Origin of the sequence: Psychrobacillus sp. FSL H8-0483 (assembly GCF_038637725.1) — a bacterium.
GTDB lineage: Bacteria > Bacillota > Bacilli > Bacillales_A > Planococcaceae > Psychrobacillus.
In genome coordinates this window covers 2,783,776-2,800,453 of the sequence record NZ_CP152052.1, presented here as the reverse complement: position 1 = coordinate 2,800,453, position 16,678 = coordinate 2,783,776, and the positions used below count along the sequence as shown (strand labels likewise).

Sequence of the window (16,678 nt, the reverse complement as noted above, 5' to 3'; positions counted from 1 at the left end):
TCAAAAGATAAGCAAAATAGGAAAGTAGGTTAACCATTTGAAGCCAATGCTTTTAACTGTTGCAACAGAAATACCTTTAGGGAAAGACTGGCTGTATGAAGCAAAATATGATGGTTTTCGATGCATATTAGAATGGGAAGATGAACCAATTCTTATAAGTAGAAATGGAAATATACTTAATGCGATGTTTCCGGAGATTATTAACTTCTGTCATGAAATGTATGAACGAGTAAAACCTTTCCTGCCCTTGACTCTAGACGGAGAGTTGGTAAATCTAACGAATCATTTTCAAAGTAACTTTTCAATTGTTCAATTAAGAGGACGCATGCGCAATCAAGAGGTGATTGAGAAGCACGCACAAGCATTTCCTTGCCATTATATTGTGTTTGATATACTGAATTATCATGGAGAAAATCGAACAAATGACTCTCTTGCTACTCGCAAGAAGCAACTTCATACACTATTTCAAAAGCTTCATCTTCCTATTTCTACAAACTATGAAGACATAAATCGAATTCAACTAATTGATGTGTTTCATGATAGTGATGTTTTATGGAACAAGATCGTTGTGAATCATGGTGAAGGAATAGTAGCTAAGCATCAAACGAGTAGTTGGAATAGCGATAAACGAACGATTAACTGGTTAAAAATAAAAAATTGGCGATATATAAGTGTAATCTTAATAAAATATGACGAAAGCAATAACTATTTCCATGGAGCAGTATACGAAAAAGAGGTGCTTGTAGAAGTAGTAGCTTTCCGTCATGGCTTACAAGAAGGGGAGTTACATACATTAAAAACGTTGTTTCAAACGAATGGCACAAAAAGGACTGCAAGCACGTGGGAGATTGAACCGTCCATCTGTGTAGAGATAGATTGTATAGACTTCGATGGAAAAAGTTTACGAGAACCACGGTTCCATGGATTTAATCTAGATAAGGAGCCTAGTGATTGTAGTTGGCAGCAAATGCAACGACAATTGTATCCACTTCCTGAAAAGGTACATGTGACGCATCCGGAAAAACCTATTTGGCCAGCTAGTGGTATTCAAAAAGACGATTACTTGTTTTATTTACAACATGTATCTCCATATATACTTCCATTTTTACGTGACCGTCAATTGACTGTTATTCGTTATCCTCATGGCGTAATAGGTGAAAGTTTTTATCAAAAAAATTGGCCTGATCATCTTCCAGGTTTTATTGCAACGGAGCAGGTGGATGATATCCGTTATGTACTCTGTAATGATGTGGAATCCTTACTTTGGTTAGGAAATCAGCTGGCGTTAGAATTTCATATTCCTTTTCAACCTACTCAAACGGCTAAGCCAACCGAAATAGTATTTGACCTGGATCCTCCTTCTGTTCATGAGTTTTCATTAGCTATTGAAGCAGCTATACGAATGAAAGCTATTTTTGATCATTTTGAGCTCCCATCATTTGTGAAAACGTCCGGAGGGAAAGGGTTGCAAATTTATATCCCTTTACCAATAGATACTTATTCGTACGAAGACACTCGTTTATTTACGAAATTTGTTTGTGATTTTTTATGTGAGCAGGAACCACAATGGTTTACAACGGAGCGGCTGAAAAAGAATCGTCATCATAAATTGTACTTGGACTATGTTCAGCATCAGGAAGGGAAAACGATTGTAGCACCATTTTCTCCAAGGGGAAATGAGCGGGGACTTGTTGCTACACCATTAAATTGGGATGAGGTATGTGAATCTTTAAGACCAGATTTATTTTCCATCCCTACTGTTCTAGAACGAATAAAGAAAAAGGGTAATCCATTTCGTGACTTTCGACAAAAAATAGATAATGAGCAATTTGCAGTTGTACTTAGCCAACTAAAGGAACTATTAAACTCTAAAAAATAATAACTTACATGTTTATTTCTTAAATAAGCGGGAATATAAGGACTAAGCTACTTTACTAGCTTAATTTTTTTTAGAGGAGGATTAAATTTATGACTACCAAAGAAAACGATTTAAACAGAAAGTATAGGGAAGAAGAGGAGCATAAATACGTAGAAGCTACCTCTAAAAAGAAGGAACAACAAAATCGCGGAGAACGTGATTTTAGTTTAGACAATACAACAAGTAGACAAAAAGATAGTAGATGAGCTTGGCATACTAAAAACTAAAGTTGGTTGGTTAGCTTAACTTTATATAGTTGGAAGTATGAAATAAAGGGAAGGATATCCTTGGTCTATCTTTGACTTTTAGGATATCCTTTTTCTTTGTACTATGCTCTTTTAACTTCTAGAAAACAGCAGTCTAATTTAATATAGCCTTGTACTAAGATAAGTTAGTTCATAAAATGGAAGTTCCTTGAATCCAGTATTCGTGAGATTTTAAAGTTGAGATACTCCAATGAATTAAATGCTTGTTTTCAAGTACTTTAAAGAACTACCATTAAGAAAATAATTTTCTACCTCAATTCTCACAATTGTAATATCACTAATGACGAAAAAATAGAGAGGGCAATTGATTGTAGTGGAAGACGGCGACTCCAGCGGGAATAGCATGAGCTGAAGGCCCCGCAGGAGCGAAAGCGACGAGGAGACTGAAGCCATGCCCGCGGAAAGCGTCCGTCTGGAACGGAAATCAATACATTGGAAAAGGGACCATTTCTCAGTTAATGTATGACTTTAGGGACAGCCCTTTATAAGTCTTCTATTATGAATGAGACAATGAAAATAACATGGTATAGTATTAAGTATACATAGAACGTAAAGGCGGGCGATTAAATTGAAGAAAAAGCATCGTTTCCTTCAAAAAAAGGAAAACGTGATTGTTTTTCCTGGAATGGTAGAAACTTTAATTGCAGATGGTTTAGCGTTTGCGGAAGAAAGTAATTATATAAAAGCAGCATTGTGTTTTGATGAGGCAAAAAAGTATATTAAATTAGATGATATGATTCTGAGCGTGTATGTTCTCACGTTATTAGAAACAAGACGACCTCGAGAGGCGAAAGAGATATGTGAGAGTTTATTAGCGGAAAAATCTCCCGTATTTGAACAAATGGTCGAATTATATTTAACGATATTAGTGGAGTTGAAAGAGTATAAAGAACTCGATCATGTATTAATTCGTTTACTGAGAGATTATAACTTTTCACAAGATCGAATAGATAGTCTTCTCCAGTTAAAAGACTTGAGCATAAGACTTGCAGCTGAACAAGATATTTTAATAGAAGTCGAAGATAGTCCTCTAGTGATCGAAATGGAAAAAGAAAAACTCGAGCTCGAATACTTTACAAGTCTTCGTTTTCCACAGCAAGAACAATTGTTACAACAGGCTTTTCACAAAAATATAATAGATTCAATTTCGGAGATTAAAGCAATTGCGGAAAGTGAAAGCATAGCTCCAACGATCCAAACACTAGCTCTTTTACTTCTTGGCAGTGCTGGGGTAAGCGATGAAGTTACAATGAAAAAGTTTGGTTTCAAGGGAAAAGTAAATCCTTCTGTACTTCCAGCTAATACAGCTATAGGCCGTAGAGATGCCATTACAGAGTGTGTGCATGAATTCTTACAAAAAGATCCTTCCAAACTTGCATTAACGACAGAACTAGTGCATCGTCATGCATATGCCTTATTTCCTTTTGAGTGGGAAGGCTATCAGGATGAAACGGTTGCTTTAACGTATATTGATTATGTGGATACTTTATTTGGAGAAGGTTCATTGCAATCAAATCCGTTATTGGATTTAATCAAATTAGTGGAAGATTCTTTAGAAGTAGTAGATAATGAATAATGTTGAAACTCTAGTCATCTATGCTATAATATACAAGTTGTCAATATAATTAGTGTAAAACTGTCCTGTACTTGAAAATACAGGCTGCTAAATTATTGTAATTTATTTTTGGAGGTAGAATATATGTCAATGAATTTGTCAGTTAAATGGGAAAAACAAGAAGGAAACAATGGTTTACTAACTGTTGAAGTTACTGCAGAAGAAGTTTCAAAAGGATTAGATCAAGCGTTTAAAAAAGTAGTAAAACAAATTAACGTACCAGGTTTCCGTAAAGGGAAAATGCCTCGTCAAATGTTTGAAAAAATGTATGGTGTGGAATCTTTATTCCAAGATGCTTTAGATATCATTCTTCCACATGCTTATGGTCATGCTGTTGAAGATGCTGGAATTGATCCTGTAGATCAACCAGAAATCGACATCGTAACTATGGAAAAAGGACAACCTTTAGTATTTACTGCTAAAGTTGTTGTAAAACCTGAAGTTACATTAGGAGATTACAAAGGTCTTGAAGTAACAAAATTAGATGAAACTGTTACAGACGAAGAAATCGAAGAACAATTAAAAAGCCAACAAGCTCGTTTAGCTGAATTAGTTGTTAAAGAAGATGCTATCGTTGAAGGCGATACTGCTGTAATCGACTTTGAAGGTTTCGTTGATGAAGTTGCATTCGAAGGTGGAGCAGGAACAGATTACGCATTAGAAATCGGTTCTAACTCTTTCATTCCAGGATTTGAAGAGCAATTAGTTGGTTTGAAAACTGGTGAAGCAAAAGACGTGGAAGTAACTTTCCCAGAAGAATACCATGCAGCTGAATTAGCTGGCAAACCAGCAGTATTTAAAGTAACTATTAAAGAAGTAAAAGGGAAAGAACTTCCTGAATTAAACGATGATTTTGCTAAAGAAGTAGATGCTGAAGTTGAAGGTATCGATGGATTACGTGCAAAATTAAAAGAAGCTGCTGCTGAACAGAAGAAACAATCATCCGCACAAAATCTTCGCGATGATTTAGTAGAAGCTGCTGCGGCAAACGCAACAATAGATATTCCTGAAGCTATGATTAAGTCAGAAACTGATCGTATGTTACAAGAATTTGGTCAACGTTTAGAACAACAAGGCATGAATTTAGACCTTTACTACCAATTCTCTGGTCAAGACGAAGCTGCTTTACGCGCTCAAATGGGTGAAGATGCGAAAACTCGTGTGAAAGTTTCTTTAACACTTGAAGCAATTGCAGTAAAAGAAGGGCTTCAAGCTTCAGAAGAAGATATCACTGCAGAACTTGAAAAAATGGCTGCTCAATTTAACATGGCTGCTGAAGACATTAAAAAAGCACTTGGTGGTACTGAAGTTCTTGCTAATGACCTTCGTTTCCAAAAAACAGTTGAATTCTTAGTAGAAAACGCTAAAATTTCATAATTTGTCATTAAAGAGTTATAATATAAAACAAGGTACAGGAAATTGTCTGTGCCTTGTTTTATACCATACATAGTGTACCTGTCGTATAAAACATACTTAAACTTATTATTTGATTCCGTGTTAAGAATCTTGTAAGATAATGGCTTGAATAGGGGTGAATATTTTGTTTAAATTCAATGATGAAAAAGGGAATTTAAAATGTTCTTTTTGTGGAAAACCACAAGAGCAAGTTCGCAAGCTAGTTGCGGGACCAGGTGTATATATTTGTGATGAATGTATCGATTTGTGTTCTGAAATCGTAGAAGAAGAACTTGGAATAGAAGAAGCAGTAGAATTTAAAGAAGTTCCAAAACCAAAAGAAATTTTAGCTATTCTAAATGAGTATGTAATTGGCCAAGAACGAGCAAAAAAATCACTTGCTGTTGCTGTCTATAACCATTACAAACGTATTAATTCCAATAGCGTAATTGATGAAGTAGAACTATCTAAATCAAATATAGTTTTAATTGGTCCTACAGGTAGTGGTAAAACATTATTAGCTCAAACTTTAGCGCGTATATTGAACGTACCATTTGCTATTGCTGACGCTACTTCTTTAACGGAAGCAGGATATGTTGGAGAAGATGTAGAGAATATTCTTTTAAAGCTTATTCAATCTGCAGACTACGACATTGAACGAGCAGAAAAAGGGATAATCTATATCGATGAAATAGATAAAGTAGCACGTAAATCTGAAAATCCTTCGATTACTCGAGATGTTTCAGGTGAAGGTGTTCAACAAGCACTTCTTAAAATCTTGGAAGGTACAGTGGCTAGTGTTCCACCGCAAGGCGGACGGAAGCATCCACACCAAGAATTCATTCAAATCGACACAACGAATATTTTATTTATCGTTGGAGGAGCATTTGATGGAATCGAACAAATTATTAAGCGTCGCCTAGGTGAAAAAGTAATTGGTTTCGGTGCAGATCCAAACAAAGCTCAAGTGGAAGCGGGTTCTGTACTTGCTCAGTTAATCCCAGAGGATTTATTGAAATTTGGACTTATCCCAGAGTTTATTGGTCGTTTACCAGTACTTGCAAGCTTAGAGCAGTTAGATGATAAAGCGCTTGTACAAATATTAACTGAGCCTAAAAACGCACTTGTCAAGCAATATCAAAAAATGATTGAATTGGATAATGTTAAGTTAACATTTGAAGATGATGCATTAGTAGAGATTGCAAAGCAAGCTATCGAACGTAAAACAGGTGCTCGTGGTCTTCGTTCTATCATAGAAAACACGATGTTAGATGTGATGTACGAACTACCTTCACGTGAAGATATTGTGGAATGTGTTGTGACGAAAGAAACAATTACAGATCACACACATCCAAAGCTATTATTAGCAGATGGAACTGAAGTAGAAAAAGATAACGAAAAAACATCGGCTTAAATTAGCCATTGAAGAAGCTGGCTTCCAAACTACGCGTGCTTAGCGTAAGCAAGGATGTCAGCTTTTTCTCCTTATGTTAGGATTCGTATTAACTGTCGGTTAATAATACATTCTCTAAATGATACGCTATAACTGTATTATTACTTGATAAATCGGACAGAATAAGATGGAGGTGACTTCCCCAGATGACAAAAAACAATGTGACATATTATCCGTTATTACCACTAAGAGGATTATTTTTATATCCAACCATGATTCTGCATATAGATATTGGACGAGAACGTTCAATCGCAGCTTTAAATGAAGCAATGGAACGTGAAGAAAAGTTATTTCTTTCTGCTCAAAGAGATATGAGCATAGAACAACCGACTGAACCAGACTTATATAATGTCGGTATTTTAGCGCATATTAAGCAAATAGTGAAGTTACAAAATGGAACAATGAGAGTCTTAGTAGAGGGTTTGCAACGAGCGATTTGGGACGATTATAAAGTCACAGATACATTTGATGAGGTAAAAGTAACTGCATATAATGAACCTAAAACAGCGGACAAAGAAGAAGAAGCGCTAATGCGTACTTTATTACATAATTTTGAAAAGTATTCAAAGGCATCAAAGCAAGTATCGGAAGAAACGTATTTATCCGTTGCAGAAATACAGGAACCTGGTCGATTAGCTGATATGGTTGCATCAAGCTTGCCGCTGAAATTTTCTGGCAAACAAGAAATTTTAGAAATAGTAGATGTAAAAGAACGTCTAGAAGCACTAATAGGTCAATTGTATAACGAACAAGAGATACTAAATTTAGAAAAGAAAATTCATACGCGTGTTAAAAATGCAATGGAAAGAACGCAAAAAGAGTTTTATCTTCGAGAACAAATGAAGGCAATTCAAACAGAGCTTGGTGATAAAGAAGGTAAAACTGGTGAAGTTGCAGAGTTGAAGAAGCGAATTGAAAAAGCGGGTCTTCCAGAAACGACTAAAATGAATGTCTTAAAAGAATTGGGGCGTTATGAAAAATTACCGTCTCAAGCACCAGAAAGTGGTGTCATTCGGAATTATATTGAATGGATTGTTTCTATTCCATGGTCAAAATCAACGGAAGATCAGTTAGATATTAAGCGTTCTGAACAGATTTTAAATCGTGATCACGATGGATTAGAACCTGTAAAAGAACGAATACTAGAATATTTAGCTGTTCGCCAATTAACGAAATCCTTACGTGGACCAATTCTTTGTTTAGCTGGACCACCTGGAGTAGGGAAAACTTCCCTTGCAAAGTCAATTGCGGAATCTTTGGGACGTAATTTTGTTCGGATTTCATTAGGCGGGGTTCGTGATGAATCGGAAATTCGTGGGCATCGTAGAACTTATGTAGGTTCGATGCCGGGTCGTATTATTCAAGGAATGAAAAAAGCAGGGACGATCAATCCACTTATTTTATTAGATGAAATTGATAAAATGTCCAATGATTTTAGAGGAGACCCTTCTGCAGCGATGTTAGAAGTGCTAGATCCTGAACAAAATAATACGTTTAGTGACCATTATATTGAAGAAACATATGATTTATCCAATGTATTATTTATTGCCACTGCTAATGATCTAAGTACAATTCCAGGTCCATTAAAAGACCGTATGGAAATTATTTCTATTGCAGGATACACGGAAATCGAAAAGCTTTCTATTGCGAAAAATCATTTATTACCAAAGCAATTAAAAGAGCATGGTTTGAAAAAATCGCAGCTTCAAGTTAAAGAGGACGCTCTATTAGATGTTATTCGATATTATACGCGTGAAGCTGGTGTACGAAGTTTAGAGCGTGTGATGGCAAATATTTGCCGAAAAGCCGCACTTCAAATTGTTTCCCTTGATAAAAAGCGTGTATCGATTACGACCAAAAATTTAGAAGACATCATTGGTAAAAGAAAATTCCGATATGGACAAGCAGAAACAGAAAATCAAATTGGAGTGGCAACAGGACTTGCATATACAACAGTTGGTGGAGATACACTTCAAATAGAAGTGTCGTTATCGGCTGGAACAGGCAAACTCCAATTGACAGGTAAGCTTGGCGATGTCATGAAAGAATCTGCTCAAACTGCATTATCTTATGTTCGCTCAAAAGCAGAAGCATTTGGAATTGATCCAACCTTCCATGAAAACAAGGATATTCATATTCATGTTCCAGAAGGAGCAGTCCCGAAAGATGGACCTTCTGCGGGAGTTACAATGGTTACTGCTTTAGTTTCTGCTTTGTCGAAACGTCCAATTCGTCGTGAAGTGGGGATGACTGGAGAAGTAACACTGAGAGGCCGAGTATTACCGATCGGCGGTTTAAAAGAAAAAACATTAAGTGCACATCGCGCAGGTTTAACGACTATTATTTGTCCACAAGACAATGAACGCGATATTGAAGATATACCAGAAAGTGTTCGCGAAGTATTAACGTTTCATTTTGTTTCCGATGCTGAAGAGGTGCTTCAAATAGCATTAGAGGAGGCAAAATAATGAAAATCCATAACGTAGAACTACTTATAAGTGCTGTAAGACCAGCTCAATATCCAGAAGGGGACTTACCCGAATTTGCTCTAGCAGGACGTTCGAATGTTGGGAAATCGTCTTTCATTAATAAAATGATTGGTCGAAAAAGCATGGCGCGTATTTCATCTAAACCAGGGAAAACACAAACATTAAATTTTTATAAGCTGGAGGAAGATTTAATTTTTGTGGATGTACCTGGATATGGTTACGCGAAAGTATCAAAATCAGAGCGTGCAGCGTGGGGTAAAATGATTGAGACGTATTTTACCTCTCGCAATGTGTTAAAAGCGGTTGTAGTAATTGTCGATTTAAGACATCCACCAAGTGCTGATGATTGCATGATGTACGACTTTTTGAAGCACTACAATATCCCTTGTATCGTTATTGCAACAAAGGCCGATAAAATTCCTAAAGGGAAATGGGATAAGCATAAAAAGATGGTAAAAGATGAATTGCAAATGGACAAAAATGACCCATTAATTGTATTTTCATCGGAAACAGGATTAGGCTTTGACGCTGCTTGGGCAGAAATAGAGAGCAGAATGTAATTACATACTGTTGTTAAACGCACTTTATTCGTTCTAAAGTATCTACCTATAATGTAAGATTAGAACTGGTCTTTAGGAAATTATATTTTCTATACGACCAGTTTTAATATTTAGAACTGATAAATTAGGTTGTTGTATTATAGATAAATATATTTAGTGAAACGAAAATCTGTGAGACTCCTGCGGAAAAACGGGCTGCCAAGACCCCGCAACGAGTATAGGAACAAATCCTAAGTTCGCCACATCCTGCTCCTTCGCAAAGCTCGTCGCAAAAGAACATTTGCGGCAACGATTGCATGACCCACATCCTGTGGGCCTCAACAAATTCGTGACCAACATCCGCCCCGAGGAGGCTTGGCAGTTCGTCTGCGGAAAGCGAGTGGATTTTCGTCAATTAGCTCTTATTGTTTAACAGAACCTAATGTTTTGCAATTATTGCAAAGTTAGCGTCCTTTTAATGGGGTTAGTTGGAAATTTAGCGATTATTTTATTAGAATAGTTAGACTTCGATAAAATTGGGCAGAATGATTGTATCGGTCTATAGTATTTGCTATTATTAATTTGTAATAATTCTAATTAAGATTTCATAGCTTGTTCACAAATGTATAATGAATGAAAGAAAAGCTATGATATAATAGGACTATGAAATGAACGTGAAAGGGTGACATGATTCCATGCATACAATCGTGGTTGGTGTCAATTACCGTACTGCTCCTGTCGAAATTCGAGAAAAGCTGTCATTTGTTGAAAATGAGCTACCGAATGCGATGCAAGCATTACAGGATCAAAAAAGTGTATTAGAAAACGTCATAGTTTCTACATGTAATCGTACGGAGATTTATGCAACCGTAGATCAATTGCATACAGGGAAATACTATGTAAAGCAGTTTTTAGCCAATTGGTTTGATATACCTTTAGAAGACCTGTCTAGCTATTTGTTTATTCACGAGGACGACCAAGCGAATAATCATTTATTTCGTGTAACAGCAGGCGTTGATTCGATGGTACTTGGTGAAACACAAATTCTAGGACAAGTAAAAAAGAGCTTTCTAAATGGACAAGAAAATGGAACAACAGGTACTGTTTTCAACCAATTATTTAAACAAGCAGTGACGTTTGCAAAACGTGCCCATGCGGAAACGGCAATTGGTGAAAATGCTGTTTCAGTTTCTTATGCAGCAGTAGAACTAGGGAAGAAAATTTTCGGTTCTTTAAATCATAAGCATATTGTGATTTTAGGTGCAGGGAAAATGGGAGAACTTGCGATTCAAAACTTGCACGGGAGTGGTGCAGGACAAGTGACGGTAATTAACCGTACATTTGAAAAAGCGAAAGAGCTTGCGTCTAAGTTTGATGGAAACGCCAAGCCAATGGACGAGCTTCAATGTGCATTGCTCGATGCTGATATTCTAATCAGTTCAACAGGCGCAACAGAATATGTTATTGACTTTGAATTAATGCAATTTGTTGATCGCTTGCGTAAAGGGAAACCGTTATTTATGGTCGATATTGCTGTACCTCGTGATTTAGATCCACGTATTGGTGATTTACCAAATGTATTCTTATACGACATCGACGATTTACAAGGAATTGTAGAAGCAAACTTAGCAGAACGTGAACGTGCTGCAGCACAAATTAATAAAATGATTGAAGCGGAAATTGTTCAATTTAATGATTGGGTAACAACACTTGGGGTCGTACCAATTATTTCGGCGTTGCGCCAAAAAGCGAATAGAATTCAAACAGAAACGATGAATTCTATTGAAAATAAAATGCCAAATTTAACCGATCGCGAACGCAAAATTCTAAATAAGCATACGAAATCGATTATTAATCAATTTTTAAAAGATCCAATCTTGCAGGTAAAAGAATTATCTACAGCAAAAGGGTCAGCTGACCAGCTTCAACTATTCCAACAGATTTTCGGAATTGAAGAAGATGTGCAAAATGAAATTGTCGTTCAAGCAGAAAGAGCGAAAATTAATTTAAAGCAGTCACTGGTGGAATCAAAAGATTTAGAAGGAAATTTGTCATTAAACTAAGTAAAAGGAGGCGTTTTTGTATCTTATGGAAACTAATAGATATATGAAACGCCTTTTTATTGTGTAAAGGGAGAATAGTATGGCTGATTTGACGATGACAAGGCTACACGAGATTATGGTCATCCTCCAATCCGTAAGCCTTGTTTTTTATTTTATTGATTATTTGAACAAAGAGCGTCTAGCTCATCGCATTGCAGTGGGGCTGCTCTCCATTGTGTGGTTATTGCAAACGGTGTTTTTGGTTATGTATATGGTGGAAATGAAGCGCTTTCCAATACTCTCCTTATTTGAGGGGATTTACTTTTATGCATGGCTAATTATTTTGTTGTCACTTGTGCTACAATTCGTATTTCGTTTAGATTTGCCAGCATTCTTTTTGAATATGATTGGGTTCATCTTTATGACCATCCACACATTTGCACCAAATCAAATGGAACAGTCTCATGTTGGTGATGCACTTCGATCTGAATTATTATTTATTCATATCACGTTTGCATTTTTAGCATATGCAGCTTTTGCTTTAGCGTTTGTTTTTTCTACTTTATACTTGATATTGTTTCGAGTTTTAAAAAAGAAAAAGTGGACTAAGCAATTTTCAAGATTACCCTCCCTGAATCAAGCGGAGAATGGCATGACAATGTCCATTGTGACTGGCATTCCTTTATTGTTTGTAAGTTTAGTTCTAGGGTTACAATGGGGATATGTATCAATAGAAATGTTCTCTATTTTTGATTTCAAGATTGTCAATTCCTTTATAGTATTAGTTATTTATATTGTTGTGCTATTACTTAGGAAACGAGCAACTATTATCGGGACAAACTATGCCTGGATTCACATATATGCATTTTTATTTGTCTTAATAAATTTTTTATTGGGTAGTCAATTATCACAATTCCATTTATGGTATTAAAGAGAGGTAGCGAAATAATGCGTAAAATTATCGTAGGTTCTAGAAGAAGTAAATTAGCTCTGACACAAACCAACTGGTTTATTCAACAAATGAAAGATATGGGAGCTCCCTTTGAATTTGAAGTGAAAGAAATTGTTACAAAAGGGGACCAAATCTTAGATGTAACGTTATCTAAAGTTGGGGGTAAAGGGCTTTTTGTAAAAGAGATTGAACAAGCTTTATATGATAAAGAAATCGACTTTGCAGTACATAGTATGAAGGATATGCCATCTGTATTACCAGCAGGATTAGTCATGGGATGTACACCTAAACGTGTTGACGAGCGCGATGCATTTATATCTACTGGTAATGTGAAATTTGCAGACCTTCCATCAGGTGCTATTGTGGGAACAAGTAGTTTAAGAAGAAGTGCGCAATTATTATTACTACGTCCGGATATAGAAATTAAATGGATTCGTGGGAATGTAGATACTCGATTACAAAAGCTGAAAGATGGCGAATATGATGCCATTATTTTAGCTGCAGCAGGACTAAAACGTCTTGGTTGGAGTGATGAAGTAGTAACGGAATATTTATCAACAGAAGATTGTGTGCCGGCTGTTGGACAAGGGGCTCTTGCGATAGAATGTCGTGAGGATGACGCTGAGTTATTAGCAGAACTTCGTAAGCTTTCCCATGAAGATACATGGAATGCTGTTCATGCGGAACGTGCATTTTTAGCAGCTATGGACGGTGGATGTCAAGTGCCGATTGCAGGCTATGCAACGATCAATGGTGATGAAATTACGATTACAGGTTTAGTTGCAGCTCCAGATGCATCTATTGTATACAAAGAAGTAATCACAGGTAAGGATGCAGAAGCAGCTGGTAAAGAAGTTGCTCGTCTTATTACAGAGCAAGGAGCATACGATCTAATCCAAAAAGTTAAGGCAGATTTAAATGTCTAAAGTCTTTCCTCTGCAGGATGAGTTTGTCATTTTTACTGGAATACCAAGATCAAAAGAAGCAGCGGATCTTACTTCAGGGCTTGGAGGAACAGCGGTAATTGCACCACTTATATCGACAGCAGAAATCGTTTCGACAGAGGATGAAAAGAAGCTTCTAGAAAGCCAAATGTACAATTGGTTTATTTTTACGAGTCAAAGCAGCGTGCAGGCTTTTCATGAAAAAATGAAACGCTATAAGCTAGATGTCTCGTTTTTTCAAGCGAGAATTGCTGTAGTTGGCTCTCAAACAGCTTCTGCTTTGGAGAGATTAGGTTTTACTGTAGATTTTACTCCAAAAACGTTTAGCGCCGATGTATTTGTGCAGGAATTTCCTGCTTTCGTCTCAGCGGATGATACTTGTTTATTTTTTAGAGGGAATCTTGCAAAGAATACAATCTCAGATGGTATACCCAATGTTGTAGACGTCTGGACGATTTACGAAACAGTGGAAGTGGAAGAAAATAAGGAGCAATTACGAAAAATTTTAGAAGGTGACCAAAGCTGCTCGATTATTTTTACTAGTCCATCCACTGCCAAAGTATTTCACCAAAGTATTGGACAATATTTGGGTTATAATTGCTACACGATTTGTGCAATTGGTCATATCACGAAAGACTATTTAAAATCATTAGGTGTTACGGTTCATGTAATGCCCGACACATACACTTTAACAGAAGTAGTCAATAAATTAGCGCAATGGAAAGGGAGAGAAAAATGACAGAATTATTTTTTCAACGTCATCGTCGTTTAAGACAATCAGCTGGCCTACGAGCTATGGTAAAAGAAACTTACTTACATAAAGAAGATTTAATCTATCCAATTTTCGTCATGGACGGAGAAAACATTAAGAATCCAGTAGCTTCTATGCCAGGTGTTTTTCAATTTTCACTAGATCGTTTAGGAGAAGAAGTGGACGAGGTAGTTTCACTAGGTATTCCTTCTGTCATTTTATTTGGACTTCCTGCTGTGAAAGATGCAGTTGGTACACAGGCGTATCATGATCATGGAATCGTGCAAAAAGCAATTCGCTTTATTAAAGAACGTCATCCTCAATTAGTAGTTATTGCAGATACTTGTCTTTGCGAGTTTACCGATCATGGGCATTGCGGAGTAGTGGATGCAAATGAAAGAATTTTAAATGATCCATCACTTGATTTATTGGCAAAAACAGCAATTAGTCAAGTACAAGCGGGTGCGGATATTATTGCGCCTTCCAATATGATGGATGGCTTTGTTGCTGCTATTCGTCACGGTTTAGACGAGGCTGGATTTGCAGATGTGCCAATTATGTCTTATGCAGTAAAATATGCCTCAGCCTATTACGGACCTTTCCGTGAAGCTGCGGACGGTGCACCGAAATTTGGCGACCGTAAAACATACCAAATGGATTATTCTAATCGTATGGAAGCAATACGTGAAGCAACATCTGATATCGAAGAGGGAGCCGATTTCTTAATCGTGAAACCAGCACTTTCTTACTTAGACATTATTCGTGATGTGAAAAATAACTTTGCAACTCCAATCGTTGCGTATAATGTAAGTGGAGAATATGCAATGGTGAAAGCTGCTGCTATCAATGGTTGGATTAACGAAAAAGAAATTGTTTTAGAAACGTTAACAGGAATGAAACGTGCAGGAGCAGATATTATTTTAACGTATCATGCTAAAGACGTAGCGCGTTGGTTGGAGGAGAAATAATGACCAAATCATATGAATTATCCAAGCAAGCATTTGAAGAAGCGAAAGAGCTAATGCCAGGTGGCGTAAATAGTCCAGTCCGTGCATTTAAATCCGTAGATATGGACCCTATTTTCATGGAGAGTGGAAAAGGTGCAATTTTAACAGATATAGATGGCAATGAATACATCGATTATGTATTATCATGGGGACCTCTTATTTTAGGTCATACAGAACCAAATGTAGTAAAAGCGATCCAACAAGTGGCTGAAACAGGCACTAGCTTTGGAGCATCTACATTAATTGAAAATAAACTTGCCAAACTTGTGATGGAACGCGTCCCTTCCATTGAAATGGTACGTATGGTTTCATCAGGCACAGAAGCAACAATGAGCGCACTTCGTTTAGCGCGTGGGTTTACAGGACGAAACAAAATTTTAAAATTTGAAGGCTGCTACCATGGTCATGGAGATAGCTTACTAATTAAAGCGGGTTCTGGTGTTGCTACATTAGGCTTACCAGATAGTCCAGGTGTTCCTGAATCCATTGCGAAAAATACGATTGCAGTACCTTATAATGATTTAGAGAGCGTTCGTTACGTATTCGAAAACTTTGGGGACGATTTAGCAGCAGTAATCGTTGAACCAGTTGCAGGAAATATGGGTGTTGTTCCTCCATTAGAAGGGTTCTTAGAAGGTCTACGCGAACTAACAGAGCAAAATGGAACAGTATTAATCTTTGATGAAGTGATGACTGGCTTCCGTGTTGGATATAATTGTGCACAAGGCTATTTCGGTATTACTCCTGACTTAACATGTCTAGGGAAAGTAATCGGTGGAGGGTTACCAGTTGGTGCTTTCGGTGGGAAACGCGAAATCATGGAAATGATTGCGCCAAGTGGCTCTGTCTATCAAGCTGGAACACTTTCTGGTAATCCACTTGCCATGACTGCAGGATATGAAACATTAACGCGTTTAAACGAAGGATCATATGAGCATTTCATCAAACTTGGTGACTTACTGGAAAAAGGTTTCCGCGAAGCAGCGACGAAATATGATATACCACATACCGTGAATCGAGCAGGATCAATGATTGGTTTCTTCTTTACCAATGAGGACGTAATCAGCTATGATCAAGCGAAAAACTCGGATTTAGATTTATTTGCGAAATATTTTCGTTTAATGGCGGAGGAAGGTATTTATTTACCACCTTCCCAGTTTGAAGGAATGTTCTTATCTAGTGCCCACACAGAGGAGCATATTGAAAAGACTGTTCAAGCTTTCCATACAGTGTTTGAAAAATTATCAGCTAAATAATTTGTAAAAAGCCTTGCATATATTGCGAGGCTTTTTCATATTTTCCGATGT

General features: G+C 36.9%; 13 protein-coding genes. All 13 read left to right on the top strand.

Features of this window, described 5'->3' with window-relative positions:
* Window positions 1-37: 37 nt before the first annotated feature.
* A complete protein-coding gene (locus MHB48_RS13410; protein ID WP_342598531.1) occupies window positions 38-1,879 on the top strand; it encodes a DNA ligase D in 1,842 nt (613 codons plus the stop codon).
* 89 nt (window positions 1,880-1,968) lie between these two features.
* On the top strand, window positions 1,969-2,124 hold the full coding sequence (locus MHB48_RS13405; RefSeq protein WP_342598530.1) for a hypothetical protein: 156 nt from the start codon (window positions 1,969-1,971) through the stop codon (window positions 2,122-2,124).
* Between the two features lie 628 nt (window positions 2,125-2,752).
* Window positions 2,753-3,760 carry a hypothetical protein gene (locus MHB48_RS13400; RefSeq protein WP_342598529.1) on the top strand — a complete coding sequence of 336 codons (1,008 nt, stop codon included), beginning with the start codon at window positions 2,753-2,755 and terminating at the stop codon, window positions 3,758-3,760.
* A 135-nt stretch (window positions 3,761-3,895) separates the two neighbouring features.
* On the top strand, window positions 3,896-5,176 hold the full coding sequence (gene tig / locus MHB48_RS13395; protein WP_342601383.1) for a trigger factor: 1,281 nt from the start codon (window positions 3,896-3,898) through the stop codon (window positions 5,174-5,176).
* 163 nt (window positions 5,177-5,339) lie between these two features.
* Window positions 5,340-6,608, top strand: coding sequence for an ATP-dependent protease ATP-binding subunit ClpX (gene clpX / locus MHB48_RS13390; protein WP_340922156.1), 1,269 nt, complete (start codon window positions 5,340-5,342; stop codon window positions 6,606-6,608).
* A 185-nt stretch (window positions 6,609-6,793) separates the two neighbouring features.
* Complete coding sequence (gene lon, locus MHB48_RS13385; protein ID WP_342598528.1) at window positions 6,794-9,115, top strand: endopeptidase La; 2,322 nt, start codon at window positions 6,794-6,796, stop codon at window positions 9,113-9,115.
* Window positions 9,115-9,696: a ribosome biogenesis GTP-binding protein YihA/YsxC gene (gene yihA / locus MHB48_RS13380; protein WP_340922154.1), complete on the top strand. Its 582-nt coding sequence runs from the start codon at window positions 9,115-9,117 to the stop codon at window positions 9,694-9,696. The genes lon and yihA overlap by 1 nt, the downstream gene beginning before the upstream one ends.
* Before the next feature lie 674 nt (window positions 9,697-10,370).
* Window positions 10,371-11,738 (top strand): glutamyl-tRNA reductase, encoded by a 1,368-nt coding sequence (gene hemA, locus MHB48_RS13375; protein ID WP_342598527.1) that lies wholly within the window; start codon window positions 10,371-10,373, stop codon window positions 11,736-11,738.
* Window positions 11,739-11,817: 79 nt separating this feature from the next.
* Window positions 11,818-12,648, top strand: coding sequence for a cytochrome c biogenesis protein CcsA (gene ccsA, locus MHB48_RS13370; RefSeq protein ID WP_342598526.1), 831 nt, complete (start codon window positions 11,818-11,820; stop codon window positions 12,646-12,648).
* Between the two features lie 17 nt (window positions 12,649-12,665).
* Complete coding sequence (gene hemC / locus MHB48_RS13365) at window positions 12,666-13,595, top strand: hydroxymethylbilane synthase (RefSeq protein WP_342598525.1); 930 nt, start codon at window positions 12,666-12,668, stop codon at window positions 13,593-13,595.
* The gene (locus tag MHB48_RS13360; RefSeq protein WP_342598524.1) at window positions 13,588-14,352 is read left to right on the top strand and encodes a uroporphyrinogen-III synthase; all 765 of its coding nucleotides are present in this window, start codon (window positions 13,588-13,590) and stop codon (window positions 14,350-14,352) included. Before hemC ends, MHB48_RS13360 begins: the two co-directional genes overlap by 8 nt.
* The gene (hemB, locus tag MHB48_RS13355; RefSeq protein ID WP_340922147.1) at window positions 14,349-15,332 is read left to right on the top strand and encodes a porphobilinogen synthase; all 984 of its coding nucleotides are present in this window, start codon (window positions 14,349-14,351) and stop codon (window positions 15,330-15,332) included. The genes MHB48_RS13360 and hemB overlap by 4 nt, the downstream gene beginning before the upstream one ends.
* Window positions 15,332-16,627: a glutamate-1-semialdehyde 2,1-aminomutase gene (gene hemL / locus MHB48_RS13350; protein WP_342598523.1), complete on the top strand. Its 1,296-nt coding sequence runs from the start codon at window positions 15,332-15,334 to the stop codon at window positions 16,625-16,627. The genes hemB and hemL overlap by 1 nt, the downstream gene beginning before the upstream one ends.
* Window positions 16,628-16,678 lie beyond the last annotated feature (51 nt).

Coding starts and splice junctions, on each gene's coding strand:
- hemL (WP_342598523.1), top strand. CDS start 15,332: ATGACCAAATCATATGAATTATCCAAGCAAGCATTTGAAGAAGCGAAA.
- hemC (WP_342598525.1), top strand. CDS start 12,666: ATGCGTAAAATTATCGTAGGTTCTAGAAGAAGTAAATTAGCTCTGACA.
- MHB48_RS13405 (WP_342598530.1), top strand. CDS start 1,969: ATGACTACCAAAGAAAACGATTTAAACAGAAAGTATAGGGAAGAAGAG.
- hemB (WP_340922147.1), top strand. CDS start 14,349: ATGACAGAATTATTTTTTCAACGTCATCGTCGTTTAAGACAATCAGCT.
- ccsA (WP_342598526.1), top strand. CDS start 11,818: ATGGCTGATTTGACGATGACAAGGCTACACGAGATTATGGTCATCCTC.
- MHB48_RS13360 (WP_342598524.1), top strand. CDS start 13,588: ATGTCTAAAGTCTTTCCTCTGCAGGATGAGTTTGTCATTTTTACTGGA.
- lon (WP_342598528.1), top strand. CDS start 6,794: ATGACAAAAAACAATGTGACATATTATCCGTTATTACCACTAAGAGGA.
- hemA (WP_342598527.1), top strand. CDS start 10,371: ATGCATACAATCGTGGTTGGTGTCAATTACCGTACTGCTCCTGTCGAA.
- yihA (WP_340922154.1), top strand. CDS start 9,115: ATGAAAATCCATAACGTAGAACTACTTATAAGTGCTGTAAGACCAGCT.